Consider the following 15606-nt stretch of genomic DNA (forward strand, 5'->3'; position numbering starts at 1 on the left):
GGGGGACTTCTTCCCCCGCCCCAATTCCTTAACTACTTATTATTTATCCGAACAGTTTCAGAACCGACTGGGCTGCCTGCGCCGACAGACTCAGAGCCGTGGTGGAAAGAGACTGACGGGTCTGCAGCATCAGCATGTTGGCGCCTTCTTCGTTCGAATCGGCCAGTGTCAGCATATCCGAACCTGAATTCAGCGTATTAATCATGTTCGTCGAGAAGCTCTGACGAACGGTGATGATACTCAAGTTGCCGGAAAGTTTGGACGCTTCCGAACGCAGAGTGGTTGTCGCAGCATCAAGAGCCGTAATGGCGGCGTCAATGTTTGCAGGTGTAGCGCCCCAAGCAGTTGCAGTTGCTGCGGCAATATTGAGGCCGGCAACACCTGTTGATGCATCAAAGCCTACCACATCCAGTGTGGTGCCTTCAAACTTAACGGTCATGGTATCGGAGCTCAGAAGGTTTTTACCCTTATACCCGGAGTCTTCCGCCAACTCATCCATCTGAGTACGCAACGTGTTGTACTGACCAACGATTGATGTCATTTCAGCGGACGGTATATAAGCAAACGCCGCAGTGACCGCTCCGGCGGCTGAAACCAGTGTTCCAGCATCATCAATTGCAGTATTACCTTCGATGGCCGTGGCCAGAGCAGCGGCGGCATCAGCAGCGGTTGCGCCTGTTGCGCTGAACGATACGGCAGCATCACTGATGGTTAAACTGACTGAGAAGGTTTCCATGTGGGCAACTGCTTCAGTTTTCCCCAGGGTAGCGGCACTGCCTGTAATATCACCAACTACCACGTCTGCCCCGGTATTAGAAATTCTTACGCTGCCACCGACGACAGAAGCTGTGTAACCGGCTGCTATCATGGTCGTGTTTGCGCCAATGTCTGCCACCAGATCAGAAGTGGTACCATCCCACCCGCCGGAAGTTACAGTAAACGTATAAGTACCGTCTACAATAAATGTTTGACCGTAAGTAATACCGGAAGCCACAAATGTCGCAGAAACCGATGAATACTGAACTTCAATAGTCGCATTTTTCTCAATAGTGGTCGGGGTGGTGCCAGCAGCCGCGCTCTGTGCGGACTGCGCAAGACCTTTGGCCTGTTCAATCATTGTGCTGAGCGCCGTGATGCCTTTATCGGCGGCGGTGATCGTCTGAACGGCCTGACCCATTGCATCCTTCAAACCATCGATAATGGCCGCGCGGGAGTTCAATGCCTGCGCAGCAAAATAGGATACCGGGTTGTCCATTGCTGTGTTAACTTTTTTGCCTGTGGAAAGGCGGTTTTGTGTGCGGTCCAAAAGGGTAACTGTGTTCTGAAGAGATTGAAGGTTGGATCTCATTCCTGTGGTTAATGATATGTCATTAATAGCCATGATTTTTTCTCCTTTTCTAGGTTGTTTTTCTGACCATTCTGGTCAGCTTTTTTGGTTTTGCCGATGGCTGTCGGCGCTGATTTTTTCCGATTTGTGACTGGCCTTGTCTGCCCACCTCCTTTGTTACTTTTATTGTCGATTCCTTTAGACACATTATCGGACTAGCTGGACAAAACTTTAGGGCTTCCCGGACTTATTAGTAAAATATAAAAAAATCTAAATGGTTAGACCGCATCTTCCCGAGAGCGTAAAGTGCCTTAAGAAGCAGCCACCGAAGTAAGCTTCCCCCCTGAAATACGCAAACAGGTCTTGATGACCAAGCAATCTCAGGGCATCGAATTGCGCTTTTTAGTCCCAAAACATTCGTTGCGATGACGGTCCTTGTCTATCCCATCAATATCCCGATCACTATACTGATAAAATGATGGAAATAGTTGCCGGTCAAATAAACATCTGGCCGTCTGATAACCATCATTACCCGGAAAAAAATTCCTGATGTAACCGGGAAAAGAATAACCATCAGCTGCCGAACGCTATCCTTTTTTATTATATCCTCAAATAATAGATACTTACATAAATATTTGACTTAACTTCCATCTGGCACAATTACTGCTCTAATATCTTTTGAATTGAAGAATGATTGTTCAGGAGGTCTTTCATGATTGCCCAGGCGATAGTTTCCTTTATTATATTAATAGGCATATTTGCTCTATCTTTTCATCTGGAAGTGCAGGAATTGGGGATTGCCTCCAACATCAATGCCTTGATTATTGTTTTTGGCGGAACCCTTTTTGCGACACTGCTGGCCTATCCCATGCAAAAACTGGTAATGACCATCCGGTTTCTGAAACAATCTTTCGGCGGCAATCAGCAAGTCCGTTGGACTGTCCAGACATTGGTTCGATTATCCCGGGTCTATAGAAAGGGCGGCATTCTGACCTTGGAGCGTGAGGGGGAAAAATTGCCTCCGGGCCTCATCCATAAGGGCGTCGGTCTGATGTCATACAATTTCAGCCGCGAAAATGTGGAACAGATTTTACATAAAGAGGCCTTGTTGCGTGTCAATCAATACGAAACCGCCCATAAAATTCTCTGCAGCATGGCCAAACTGGCTCCCGCCATGGGTCTTGCCGGAACAGTCGTCAATCTCATCCGCACATTCGGACATCTCAGTTCTCCGCAGAATCTTATCGGATATATGGGAATTGCGCTGCTCAGCACTTTCTACGGTGTCGTTCTCGCGAATATTTGTTTTGTTCCCCTGTCCAATAAGCTTCGGGAATTCATGGATCAGGACTTATTAAGAATGGACATGATTATAGAAGGAATTCTGGATATCTACGACGGGGAGCATCCCCGTGCCCTTCAATATAAATTGGAGACGCTGGCCGGTATTCCATCAGAACCTTATATATCCAATATCAGCCTTGTGAAAACACCGCTGCATGCAAGCCAGGCAAACGGATAATGCCATGACCAGATTTCCTGATAATCAAAATAAGCAATTGTCTTTGCAAAAGTCCGCTCAACCGCTGCGGTCATTAAAAAGCAAAACAGAATCCGCCAATAGCAACGAAATCTGGCTTTTGACCTTGAGTGATCTGCTGATGCTGCTGATGATTTTTTTTGTTTTCCTGCTGGCCGCTCCGATTGTTCAGGCCGGCAAATCCACTCCAGCCAAAGCGGTAGCTGCTCCTGCCGCACGCCTGGCGACCGCTGCCGTTAAACCGGCCCCCGAACCCGCCGTCAGCCGGACACCCGATATCGTCGATAAGCAAGCGGTCATGACTCTCGAAGATGACCTGCATCGTCTTCTCGGCAATCGGGAAGACCATGCGGGCGTGACAGTGGAACGCCGCGCCCAATTTCTTGTGATCACTTTTCCTGAACAAATCCTTTTCGATTCGGGAAAGGCGCAAATGAAAACGGACGCCGGACCGACGCTGGAAAAGTTAGCCGCTTTTATTATCAGCCACCCGGAATTGTCTGTCGAAGTTCAGGGTCACACCGACGATCGTCCTATTCGCTCTCAGCGCTATCCGTCGAACTGGGAGCTTTCCGCGGACCGCGCCACCCAGGTAGCCAGAATACTTCTACAACTGGGCGCCAATCCGGGTCAGGTCGCAACCAAAGGCTTCGGCGAATACCATCCCATCGTGCCTAACATAAGCGATGCGGACCGCCTGAAAAACCGGCGCGTGGAAATTCAATTTTCACTTCTTCAGTCAACATAATGCTTCCTGTCGCAGGCTTTTAAGCGCGACGACGTCGGGAAACGGTTGAAATAATCAGTTGTCCTGATCGGCATTCGGGAACCGTTATGAAACTTCTTGTTGAATATCCCGGCACCATGATTTATGCTTCCCAACAGCTTGGAACAGAACCGTAATTAATCTTGAAAAAGATGGTTGAGGGACATTATGGGTTTAATCAGTCTATTAATGAGGGATCCGGCCGCATTCGTCATGCTGGCCGTGCTGCTTTTGTATTCCGTTATTTTTCACGAAGTAGCGCATGGCTGGGTAGCCTCCAAAATGGGCGACGAGACAGCCAAATGGCTGGGCAGACTTACGCTCAATCCGCTGAAGCATCTTGATCCCATCGGATCATTGATGCTTTTAATCATCGGTTTCGGCTGGGCCAAACCGGTCCCGATCAACATGGATAACATTCCCGCGCCGCAAAGACGCAAGGGCTTGATTCTGGTATCAGCTGCCGGCATTACAGCCAACATCATTATCGCTTTTTGCGCGCTGTTTCTATGGCGTTTGATTTCTCCCGAACCCGGCACCATGATTTATCAGGTCCTTTATCTGCTGGCGCATATCAACATCATGCTGGCCGCGTTCAATCTGATCCCCATACCGCCGCTGGATGGCTCGAAAATCCTGATGGGGTTCACACCCGAATCGTTCAACCGCGTATTGTATCAAATTGAACCCTTTGGTTTTTTTATTGTTCTGGGCCTGCTGCTTTTAGGCGCGCTTAATCCCGTAATTGACGTTTTCCAATACGGCATTATGACTTTAATATCTTTATTTTTATCTTCATAAGGAGAAACACCATGATGACATTTTCCGAACTTTTGCAGAAAAGAAGGGCGATCCGGGATTTTGAGGGAAAAGAAGTGCCGTGGAAGGTCATTGAAGAAATCCTTCAGGAATCAACGCTCGCGCCATCTGCCAGCAACAATCAACCCTGCCGTTTTGCCGTGGTTTCCTGCCGCAAAACGATCAAGGCATTGTCCGATGAGAGCAAAGCCAATCTTCTCAGGGATAATGCCGAAAAAAAAATCAGGCTCAATCCCGACTATGTGACGATGCTGCAAAACGAAAATTTCAACGTATTCTATAATGCGCCCTCCGTGATTTATATCGTCGGGGCAAAATCGGTGGGCTCGCTGGACGTGGATTGCGCGCTCGCCGCAAGCTACCTCATGTTTGCTGCTGCAGCCAGAGGACTGGGCACCTGCTGGGTCGCCCTGGGTGCGAATATCCGCGATCCTAAATTAAGAGCCGAGCTCGGCATTCCGGACAATTACCGGATCATCGCACCGATTATTCTGGGGTATCCCAAAGCGATTCCTGCCGCCTCAGAGCGGCATGCGCCGGAAATTCTTCGTGTGATTACCGAAGCGCGTTAATGGGCGCCTAAAGGTCGGCCGCCAGGTTTTTCAACCCGGCGACGGCATCTTTTTTCCAGTGGATACGGATAATTTTGCGCCCTTTATCCATCAGCGCGAGCCGATCTGCCTCGGCCTGCGCGGCTTTAAGCTCGCCGAAGGTCAGCGAAGAGCCGGATTTACCCAGCGTGTCGGGAATATCCAGGTCCGATTTGTCTGCAGAAGTCATCTGTATAAACAGGCCGCGGCCCGCGTCGCCTTTGTGCAACTGGCCTGTCGAATGCAGATAACGGGGACCATAGCCAACCGTTACGGCCATGCCATGGTTGCGGGAAATCGCGGCTCGCAACTCTGCAAGCGCGCAGTCGATTTGCGGCGACGGGCTCAAATAAATCTGCAGGCCCACATAAGCATTTGCCGCAGCTGACGACAGAAATTTTGTCAGCATTTCGGAAATGGTCGATCCGGAAGCATCACCATAAGCATCGCAGTCGGCAGCGGCGAACGACGGTTGCGCCACAGGCCATTCCTTACTGTTTTTGTGTTCCTCGATCATCCGGTTGGTATGCATTTTGGTCGCTTCGACATCCGGTTGATCGAACGGGTTGATTCCCATGAGATGAGCGGCGACAGCCGTCGCCATTTCCCACAGAAACATCTGGCCGCCCAGATCATAGGCATCATTAATCCGGATTTTCAGGACAGGATGTCCGGCGGTTGCCAGTTCGGTTATTCGTGAATTCCATTCTTCACGTTCATCATAGAAAACGACGAAGACACGGTCTTTTCCATAGACGCTCACATCCACCGGCGGTTCGTTCAATACCGGCAGAATTCCCCTGCCTTCTTTGCCGGTGCTCTCCGCAATCAGTTGTTCCAGCCAATCACCGAAAGATTGCCATGAATCAGGAAGGATAAATGTGAGTTTGTCTCGACCATATTGCGCCAGGGTTCCTAAAGCGGCGCCCAGAATACATCCGGTGGAGTCGCCTTTGCCGGAAAAAAAATCCGCCTTTTCCTGGGCGGCAACGGCCGCCGCGTTTTGCAACAGTTTTTCGATCTGCACACCGATTAAAGCCGCGGGGATCATGCCCACCAGGGAAAGCGCCGAATAACGGCCGCCGATATTACGGTTGTTGGAAAAAACATACGGAAGCTGCAATTGCCAGGCCTGTTCCAGCATCGGACTGCCTTCATCGGTAATGACCATAAAGTGTTCATTGGCTGATATTCCCTGTTTTCCGTCGGCCAAGTTATAAAAATAATTAAAAAGCGAAATGATTTCCAAAGTCGTCCCCGACTTTGAAGAAACAATGAAAAGTGTTTTTTCCAGGTTGAGCTTTTCAGCCACGTTGCGAATGGCCGCAGGATCGGTGGTATCCAGAATTTGCAGTCCGGGAAAACCAGGCGCACTGCCGATCATCTTATGGAAAACTTCCGCCGACAGACTCGACCCGCCCATGCCCAGAAGGACAACATCGTCAATGCTGCCGTTCGTAAAGGGCGTAAGAGACGCACGGATCCTGCCGGCATTTGCGGACGTTTCGACGGGGGCGTGCAGCCACCCCATTCGATTGGAAATCCCCTCAGGCGCCGGCTTCCAGACATGAAAATCATTTGCCCAGATCCGCGCGGCAATGTTGCTGCGGCGCATTTTCTCCAAAGCGTTGGTTACGGCGCTCTGATAGCCGCCGAGCAAAAAAGAAATGCCTGTTGTCTTCACTAAAGGTCTCCTCCGTTAACGAATCGACAGCATTTCTTTCGCCACCGCAACAATGTTGGCGGGTGTGAAACCGAATTTCTCATAAAGTACCGGCCCGGGCGCGGACGCGCCGAAGGTTTCCATGCCGATAATTCTGCCCGAAAGCCCTACATAATGCTCCCATCCCAATTTGATGCCGGCTTCCACGGCAAGACGGGCATGGACATGCGGGGGTAAAACTTTATTGCGGTACTCCTCGGGCTGACGATCAAATATTTCCCAACTGGGCAATGACACAACGCGCACCCGAAGTCCTTCCTGCGCCAGCCTGCGGCCGGCATCCAGTGTCATGGCGACTTCCGAACCGGTGGACAGAAGAATAATATTCGGTTCCAGCACAGACGAGTCCCATAAAATATAACCGCCCTGACGCACCCCGGCGGCGGGAGCCAGGATCTGCCGATCCAGCACGGGCAAGTTCTGACGGCTGAACACCAGCGTGGTAGGACCTTTGGTGTTGGTCAGTGCCAGACGCCAGGCTTCAAGTGTTTCATTGGCGTCCGCAGGACGCAGCACGGTCATGTTGGGGACTTGACGCAAGTTCATAATCTGCTCAACGGGTTGATGCGTCGGGCCGTCTTCCCCCACCCCGATACTGTCGTGTGTGAAAACAAAGATAGCGCGCAAACCCATCAAAGCGGCCAGCCGCATGGGCGGACGCATGTAGTCGGCAAAAGTTAAAAAGGTTGCCGTGTAAGGAACGACGCCGCCGTGCAATGCGAGACCCACCGCTACAGAACCCATCGCGTGCTCGCGCACGCCGAAATGAATATTTCGTCCCGAATAATCCCAGGCGCCGCCCACCATGCCGTGCAGCCCCTCCCGGGAGAAAACCGGGCTCTGGAAATCGCCCAGACCCTTAAGCCAGGTAAACGTCGAGGGATTAAGATCCGCCGAACCTCCGGCCAGTTCCGGAACGTTTGCCGCAATAGCCTGCATGACGATTTCCGAGGCTTTGCGGGTGGCGACATCTTTGGAACCGGCAGGAAATTCAGTAAGCGCCGCCTGCCAATCAGCGGGTAATGCGCCGGAGAGTGTCCGTTCGAGTTCAGCGGCCAGCGGAGCATCTTTTTGCCGGTATGCCGCGAGCGTTTCCATCCAGATCTTTTCACTCTTCTTACCGCGCGAAACAGCTTTGCGGAAATATTTGCAGACATCATCCGAAACATAAAAGGGTTCTTTGGCCGGCCAGTCGCAACGGTCTTTCGCCCCTTGCAGTTCTTTTTCTCCCAGCGGCGAACCGTGTGCGTCGCAGGTGCCCTGCTTATTGGGCGCGCCGTAGCCGATAGTGGTTTGCACACAGATCAGAGAAGGCTTGCCGATTTCTTTTTTAGCCTTTTTAATGGCCCGGTCGATGGCGGCGATGTCGTTGCCGTCCTGAACCTTCTGCACCTGCCAGCCGTAAGACTTGAAGCGCATTTCGACATTTTCAGTAAAAGATAATCCCGTGGAACCGGCCAGGGATACTTTATTGTCATCATAAAGGACTATGAGTTTATTCAGACACAGGTGACCGGCCAGGGCGCAGGCTTCCGCCACCACGCCTTCCATCATGTCCCCGTCTCCGGCCATGACATAAGTGTAATGGTCAATAATCGATTGTCCCTCGCGATTGAAACGGGCGGCCAGATGCGCTTCCGCAATGGCCATACCAACGGCGTTGGCCAGCCCCTGCCCCAGAGGTCCGGTAGTGACTTCCACGCCCGCGGTATGTTTGTATTCAGGATGTCCCGGGGTAAGACTGCCCCATTGACGGAAATTTTTAATGTCATCAAGTGAGAGTTCATAACCCGTCAAGTGCAAAAGGGCGTATAAAAGCATCGAGGCATGTCCGGATGACAGAACAAACCGGTCACGATCCGGCCATGCGGGATTTCCAGGATTATGCTTCAAATGCTTTGTCCATAAAGTAAAGGCCGCTGCCGCCGCGCCCATGGGCATGCCCGGATGCCCGGATTTGGCTTTTTCAATGGCATCCGCAGCTAAAAACCGTATGGTATCAACGCATTTTTTTTCCAGTTCATTTTTATCAGACATAACGTCTCCTTAAAGTAATTGAAGAATTTTCACTTAAAACAAAGATTAAATTATTGCACGAAAAATATTTATCAAGACTTACCGGCTAAGTTGTCATCCAGCCATTGGAGATAGTCTTTACTGCCCTTGACAATCGGCACAGCAATAATTTCCGGAGTTTCGTAGGTATGCAGCTTTTTGATGGCGGTTTCCACCTGAGGGAAAAGGTCTTCACGGGTTTTAATCAGGCAGTGATATTCCCGTGAGCCTTCCACCAGCTTGCCCTTCCAGAAATAGGTGCTCTCGACAGTATCGGTAATCTGCACGCAGGCCGCCAGCTTTTCCTCCACGAGATGCCGGGCGATCCTTTGTGCCTGTTCTTTCGTTTCGGTCGTCGTCAAGACCTGAATGAATACCCTCATTACCCCGCCTTTCTTTCCTCCAGCCTTCAATCTTCAGCCTTTTTTCGACATTTCATACATCATGATAGCCGCCGCCTGGGGCAGACTGAGCGAATCGGACTGACTGTTGCCGGAAATACGCCAGCGCGCGCCGACTTGGCCCAATAAGTTATCCGGAAGACCATGACTTTCGTTACCCAGAAGCAGAGCCGTTTTTTTCGTCAGGGGATGCGGCAAAACGCCCGTTCGGACATCGCTGCCAATCACGTCATAATATTTTCTGATTTCAGACAGCACGGCCGATAAATCCATATCAGCCCAAACCGCCAAATGAAAAATGCTGCCCATAGATGCGCGGATAACCTTGGGATTCGTCCAATCCACCGAATTATGGCCTAAGATGAGTCCGCAAAAGCCGAACCAATGCGCGCTGCGCATCAGGGCGCCCAGATTGCCCGGATTATTAATTTCATGAAGGATTAAAATGTGCCCGGTGTCCGATCTGAGAAATGACGAAAGAGAGGCTTGCTTTTGATTCCTGACAACTGCCATAATCCCTTCCGGTTCTTTGTCCTGACTCAGCTTTTTCCATTCCGGCCATGTCAGTTGATAGAAGGAAATCTTTTCCTGCCCGGGCACCGCCAGTTTTTCCCAGTACTGAATTTTTTCCGGCAGCACAAGGATTGCCTCCACCTCCCAATGGCTCTTCAACAGCTCCTCAACAACTTTCACTCCCTCTGCTAAAAACATGCCTTCGGCCCGGCGAAATTTAACGTCGGTGAGTCTTGCCCATTTTTTCAACTGATTTTGTGAAGCGGCAGAAAACTCGATCTGCATCATCATGTTACTCCTTCATCGTGACCGGAGGGACTTCGCCTTCCTCTTTTTCCGGCCAAATCACGGATGAAATTATTGAGACAGCCAGAATGGAGGCGATCACAATCAGGGAGGCCGCAACAGGCACATGGAAAAAATCCTCAATCAGCATTTTGACGCCGACAAAACTCAAGATCGCCGCCAGGCCGTAATGCAAAAGATGAAATAATCTCATCAAACCGGAAATAGCGAAAAAGAGCGACCGCAGGCCCAGGATTGCAAAAACGTTGGATGTATAAATGATAAAAGGATCTTTGGTAATGGCAAACACGGCCGGAATCGAATCAACGGCAAAGAGAATGTCGGTGGTTTCCAGGGCAAGAAGCACGGCCAGCATGGGTGTCGCAAATCTTACACCGCGTTTGACGACAAAAAACCTGGCTCCGGAAAAACGCTTCGTAACGGGGGTAAAAAATCGCAGCATTTTTATGGCGATATTTTTGTCGGGATGGACTTCCGTCTCTTTGTTTAAAGCCATTTTGATCCCGGTAAAAATCAGAAAAGCACCGAAAACATACATGATCCAGCTGAAGGTGTTAATAAGCGCAACGCCCGCGAAGATAAAGACCCCGCGTGTCACCAGCGCCAGAAATATCCCCCAGAACAGGGCTTTGTGTTCATATTCAATCGGTACCTTAAAAAAACGGAAAATCAACATGAATACAAAAAGATTATCGATGCTCAGAGAGTATTCAATAAGGTAACCGGCCAAAAACTCCATCGCCTTCCCGTGGCCGTAAAAAAAGTAAACACCCGCACAAAACAAAAGGGCAAGGGTTACCCAGAAAGCGGTCCACAGCATGGCTTCATTCATTCTAAAAACGTGAGTTTTGCGATTGAGAACGCCAAGATCAAGAGCCAGCATGATCAGAATAAAGACTGCAAAAAATATCCACCACCAGATCATGAATCCAATTCCTTTGATTACATTGAGCGGCCGAGTGCCTGAGCCGCATTATGAATAATGTCCCAGGCTGCGCTGAAGGGAGGGGCGTAAGCCAGATCCAGCCAGCCAATCTGATCAAGATCCATTCCGGCCCAGAGTGCGACGGAGAGAACATTGATCCGCCCCACGACGCCGGTCAGGCCAACGGCCTGCGCGCCCAGCAACTTGCCCGACGATCGGTCGGCAATCAGTTTCAATCCGATTTTGCTCGTCCCCATGGCCGTCGACATCGCATTACCCCAGGTGATGTTGCTGGCAGGCTGGTAGCCGCAGGCGATGGCTTCCTGCTCCGAGATCCCCGTTGCCGCACATTCCAGACTGAACAGACGGAAAGACTGGGCGCCGACGATGCCGTCAAAAGTCAGCGGTTTACCGCCGATATTGCGTCCTGCCACACGACCCTGTTTATTGGCAATATCGCCCAGCGGGATATTGACCCAGCGCCGGCTGACTTTGTGAAACGATTCGCAGCAGTCACCAGCGGCATAAACATTCGGCAGAGATGTCTGCTGGGCAAAATTGACGGCTATCGCACCGGTCGATCCGATCTTTAAACCCGCTGCCTGCGCCAGACGCGTATCTGGCCGGACGCCGATGGCCAGAAGCACCAGGTCACCTTCGTAGTCGCCTTTATCCGTTGTGACACAAAGCATTGCCTCTTTACCATTCTCAATAGCCTTTGCCTCGGCATTGCCGATAAATTCCACGCCATTTGCCTGAAGTTCTTCCAGCATCACGGGGGACAGAGCCTCATCCCAGCGATTGGCCGGAAGTTTGTCTTTGTGAATGATGGTTGTTTTAATCCCTGCTGCGGAGAGCGCCTCACTCATTTCCAGTCCGATAAAGCCGCCGCCGATGATAACAACACGTTTCGCGCTTTTCTCCTTAAGCCAGGTTTTGATGTGAATGGCATCTTCCAGATTGCGCAGCGAGAAAACACCCGGCAGATCAATTCCGGGCATGGCCGGCAAAATCGCAGATGTGCCGGTAGCCATGACCAGGATGTCATAGGAAAAACGGTCGCCTTTTTTTGTTGCAACAAAATTTTCCTTCGGATTGATGTTGACGACTTCCGCATGAAGCTGCACGTCAATGCCGCTTTCACGGAATTTTTCCGGCGTCCGGGCAATGAGGTTATTTTCGTTCTTGATCATATCGCCAATATAATAGGGCGTTGGACAGGAAGCGTAAGAAACAAACTTGCCCATCTGCAGCATGGTAACATTTAAAGAAGGATCATGACGTTTGGCCTCGGCCGCTGCAGATGCTCCGCCTGCCCCACCGCCAACAATCACCAAATGTTTTCCCATGCCGACCTCCGTATCATTTCCGACGGGATGAAACCTGTTTGCGCCACAAAATAATGGCAATACCCGCGAGCATCATTAATGTGCACAGGACTTGTCCCATGGTATTGAATCCGAGTACAAATCCCAGATGCGCATCCGGTTCACGGAAAAATTCGATCATGAAACGAACCAGACCGTAGCCGAAAATGTAAAGGCCGATCATGAATCCGTCGAACGGATTACGTTTGCGCATTCCCCACAGAACGACAAACAATAAAAGGCCTTCCAGCATGGCTTCGTAAAGTTGCGAAGGATGACGCAGGCTCTGCGTTGCATCCAACGGAAAATACATCCCCCACGGCACCGTGGTTATGCGGCCCCAGAGTTCGCCGTTGATGAAATTGCCGAATCTGCCGAACATATAACCCAGGGGGGCTGCAGCGCACAGCCAGTCGCCGAATTGCCACCAGTTGATTTTGTGTTTGCGGCAAAAGAAAATTGTCGCAATCGCCACACCGATAGCTCCACCGTGATAGGACATGCCGCTCAAACCCACAAAGCGAAAACCATTAGAAAAATCAAATGGCATAATAATTTCCAACGGATGGGAGCTGTAGTAACTTAAATTGTAAAACAGGGCATAACCAAACCTTGCTCCGATAATCAGACCGAGCATCGCCCAGACCATATAGTCCTGCACAATTTCTGTAGTTAATTTGATTTCTTTGTGTTTAATCCGGTAAGCAAAGAGAGCGTAGGCCACGACGAAAGCGACCAGATACATCAGGCTGTAGTAACGCAGCTGAAAAGATCCGATACTGAAAAGGGTAGGGCTGATATGCGACGGCAAGTGCTGCCAGGCATTGATAAAAGATTCCATAAGATTATTTCCGTTCAAATTTTCTATTAAATCCGTTAAAAAAAACGATCCATTTTTGATTATTTCTCATTCCGATGCACCGGGACAAGAAATCTGGTAAAGAGAACTCGTTTGGGTCGATACGACCATAAGAAATTAGTAGGTCTGTCCTTTCAGATCTTCGATATGCAGCTCCGCGCTGTGCACGGCGTTGGCGCCGTCTCCTGCGGCTGTGACGACCTGGCGGAACAGCTTGACACGGCAATCCCCGGCGGCGAAAAGACCGGCTGCATTTGTTCGTAAATTTTCATCTGTAATGATAAAGCCGGTTTTGTCCATTTCCACGAGACCTTTAAATATATCCGTGTAGGGCAGGCGGCCGACAAAAATAAACGCCCCGTCAGCGGTTATCTCACTTAGCTTCCCCGTATGAACATCCTTCACCTTGACACCGGTGACAAAATCAGCGCCGTTTATTTCCGCAACGGTCGCGTTCAAGACAAACTCGATCTTCTTTTCGGCAAAAGCTCTGTTTTGCAGTATTCCCGCTGCGCGCAATCGATCACGGCGATGAACCACGATAACTTTTCTGGCAAAATGGGTCAGAAAAAGCGCTTCCTGAATGGCCGTATCACCGCCCCCCACCACAATAACATCGCGATTGCGGTAAAACGGCCCGTCGCAGGTGGCGCAGTAAGAAACGCCCCGCCCTGCAAATTCCGATTCCCCCGGCACGCCAAGATTGCGCCACCTTGCGCCAGTTGCGGCAATAATACTCAGGGTTTTATAGACTTTATCTCCGGTAGTCACTTCCCAGACCACCGGTGTTTCAGCGCTTTGTTTGACGGAAGTCACATCATTGGGAAGGATCTCCAAACCGAATTTCAGCGCTTGTTTTTTAAAAAGCTGCATCAGATCAAACCCGTTTATGCCGTCGGGAATGCCCGGATAATTTTCGATCATGTCCGTTATGGTGATCTGGCTGACCGTGCCCGCACCTTCAATGAGCAGCGTTTTGAGCGCGGCGCGCGCGGCATAGATACCAGCCGTGTAGCCTGCCGGCCCGCCGCCGATAATGACGATATCATAATCATATTCCGGCAAGTTTGCCTTTGTCATATGAAATCCCCCCGATATTTTATTGCTGACTTTAATCAGGAAGAGTGGCTTTTGTAAAGATTAAATTGATAAGATTTTAAGCGACACCGGAGAAACCGGCGTACTCATCGGCAGACGGGTCCATAGAGTTGTTATAGGCGTCAACGCCGTAAAATTTGAAGACAATGTGGTTGGGATCAATTGTCGCATTGCCGGTTGAATTTTGAGAAACCTTGAAACGGACTGTCGCAGTATTACTTTTCGTATCGTAAATGACAGATACCGGCGTTGGACGAATAAACGCCTCCGTAGCCGGCGGGATCACTCCGTAATTATAAACACCGCCATTATCCCTAATGGTGGCCCGGGATATTTTCCAGTTATAAGGATTGATGATGGACGCCTCATCCATATCCTTGGAAAACGCAACTTTCACTTCAAAAAGCCTCGATGTGTCCGGGCCAGTCAATCTCGTAGGAGAAAGAGTTGAAACACTGGTCTTGGGTCCCAGCGCGGTATTGAATCCGATTGAACTATCGAGACTTCGCTTTAGATTTGAGTCGTAGGCAGTCGATCCGAACGCATGGAGGATTTTTGGCGACGTGACCTGAGCGATGTAATTTCTCAAATCGATTGATTTACCGGAGCTTTTGGATTCCAAAATGCTCAACTGGTCTTCAGCTTTCTGAAATTCACCCATGTCGGCATAGGCATATCCCAGCTCAACGTAAGCAAGTTCAAAATTTTTATTGACCCGGATGGCCTTGGTTAACTGGGAAACAGCGTCTCCCAGATCGCCTTCGGCCCGCGCCACCTGGCCTAACCCATAGAATCCCGCCGCACTGATGGGGGTGAGCCTTGTAACGGCTTCAAACTGTTCCCGAGCCTGGCTCAAATTTCCGGCAGTGATATAGGACTGGCCCAGAGAATAACGGCTTTCGGCGTCTTCGGAATCCAGTTTTACCGCCGCCTCGTATTCCGCAAGCGCTTCCTCCTGCATTTCTTTCTGAATATAGATGTCACCCAGAGCCATATGAAATTCGGCGCGTTGCGGATAAATGCGGATTGCGTCCTTGTACGTTTTTATCGCATTATCGGTGTCTTCCTGCTTAACATAAGACTGGCCAATATATTCGTAAGCTTTAGCGGAATTATCAGAAAAAGGCGAAAGAGCCGATGATCTTTTAAAGGCATTAATGGCCTCTCGGTATTTTTCGTCCTGAAATAAATCAATCCCCTGAGCCAAGACCGTGCCGGCCAAAGCATCTAATTTAGCCTGCGAGTTGGCCGCAGCCGAAGTAAACATATAATCAATGGTTTCTGCTGATATGGTCAGGTCCATTTACATCTCCAATA

At 50.2% G+C, this 15606-nt stretch carries 14 protein-coding genes; 4 read left to right on the forward strand and 10 right to left on the reverse strand.

Annotated elements, in window-relative coordinates:
- Positions 1 to 43 precede the first annotated feature (43 nt).
- The gene (locus tag CVU71_10915; GenBank protein PKN18027.1) at positions 44 to 1381 is read right to left on the reverse strand and encodes a hypothetical protein; all 1338 of its coding nucleotides are present in this window, start codon (positions 1379 to 1381) and stop codon (positions 44 to 46) included.
- 658 nt (positions 1382 to 2039) lie between these two features.
- Between CVU71_10915 and CVU71_10920 the strand changes: the two genes are divergently transcribed.
- From CVU71_10920 to CVU71_10935, 4 genes are all read left to right on the forward strand, one after another.
- Positions 2040 to 2849: a hypothetical protein gene (locus CVU71_10920; GenBank protein PKN18028.1), complete on the forward strand. Its 810-nt coding sequence runs from the start codon at positions 2040 to 2042 to the stop codon at positions 2847 to 2849.
- Positions 2827 to 3615, forward strand: coding sequence for a hypothetical protein (locus tag CVU71_10925; GenBank protein ID PKN18029.1), 789 nt, complete (start codon positions 2827 to 2829; stop codon positions 3613 to 3615). Before CVU71_10920 ends, CVU71_10925 begins: the two co-directional genes overlap by 23 nt.
- Positions 3616 to 3822: 207 nt before the next feature.
- Positions 3823 to 4434, forward strand: a complete 612-nt coding sequence (locus CVU71_10930) for a site-2 protease family protein (GenBank protein ID PKN18030.1) — start codon at positions 3823 to 3825, stop codon at positions 4432 to 4434.
- 11 nt (positions 4435 to 4445) lie between these two features.
- Positions 4446 to 5024, forward strand: a complete 579-nt coding sequence (locus CVU71_10935) for a nitroreductase family protein (protein ID PKN18031.1) — start codon at positions 4446 to 4448, stop codon at positions 5022 to 5024.
- 7 nt (positions 5025 to 5031) lie between these two features.
- Here CVU71_10935 and CVU71_10940 read toward each other — a convergent pair whose 3' ends face one another.
- The 9 genes from CVU71_10940 to CVU71_10980 all read right to left on the reverse strand — a co-directional run bounded on the left by CVU71_10940 (position 5032) and on the right by CVU71_10980 (position 15592).
- Positions 5032 to 6726, reverse strand: a complete 1695-nt coding sequence (locus tag CVU71_10940) for a hypothetical protein (protein ID PKN18032.1) — start codon at positions 6724 to 6726, stop codon at positions 5032 to 5034.
- Positions 6727 to 6741: 15 nt separating this feature from the next.
- A complete protein-coding gene (tkt, locus tag CVU71_10945; protein ID PKN18033.1) occupies positions 6742 to 8802 on the reverse strand; it encodes a transketolase in 2061 nt (686 codons plus the stop codon).
- Between the two features lie 71 nt (positions 8803 to 8873).
- A complete protein-coding gene (locus CVU71_10950; GenBank protein ID PKN18034.1) occupies positions 8874 to 9203 on the reverse strand; it encodes a cytochrome C biogenesis protein CcdA in 330 nt (109 codons plus the stop codon).
- 33 nt (positions 9204 to 9236) lie between these two features.
- Entirely contained in the window at positions 9237 to 10025 is a 789-nt protein-coding gene (locus CVU71_10955) for a hypothetical protein (protein ID PKN18035.1), read from the reverse strand.
- A 1-nt stretch (position 10026) separates the two neighbouring features.
- Positions 10027 to 10965: a hypothetical protein gene (locus CVU71_10960; protein ID PKN18036.1), complete on the reverse strand. Its 939-nt coding sequence runs from the start codon at positions 10963 to 10965 to the stop codon at positions 10027 to 10029.
- A gap of 17 nt (positions 10966 to 10982) precedes the next feature.
- Positions 10983 to 12314 carry a hypothetical protein gene (locus CVU71_10965; protein PKN18037.1) on the reverse strand — a complete coding sequence of 444 codons (1332 nt, stop codon included), beginning with the start codon at positions 12312 to 12314 and terminating at the stop codon, positions 10983 to 10985.
- Positions 12315 to 12327: 13 nt separating this feature from the next.
- A complete protein-coding gene (locus CVU71_10970) occupies positions 12328 to 13173 on the reverse strand; it encodes a prolipoprotein diacylglyceryl transferase (GenBank protein ID PKN18038.1) in 846 nt (281 codons plus the stop codon).
- Positions 13174 to 13308: 135 nt separating this feature from the next.
- Complete coding sequence (gene trxB / locus CVU71_10975) at positions 13309 to 14271, reverse strand: thioredoxin-disulfide reductase (protein PKN18039.1); 963 nt, start codon at positions 14269 to 14271, stop codon at positions 13309 to 13311.
- A 76-nt stretch (positions 14272 to 14347) separates the two neighbouring features.
- On the reverse strand, positions 14348 to 15592 hold the full coding sequence (locus tag CVU71_10980; protein ID PKN18040.1) for a hypothetical protein: 1245 nt from the start codon (positions 15590 to 15592) through the stop codon (positions 14348 to 14350).
- Positions 15593 to 15606: the final 14 nt, after the last annotated feature.

Source organism: Deltaproteobacteria bacterium HGW-Deltaproteobacteria-6, from assembly GCA_002840435.1.
In the GTDB taxonomy this organism is placed as follows: Bacteria; Desulfobacterota; Syntrophia; order Syntrophales; family Smithellaceae; genus UBA8904.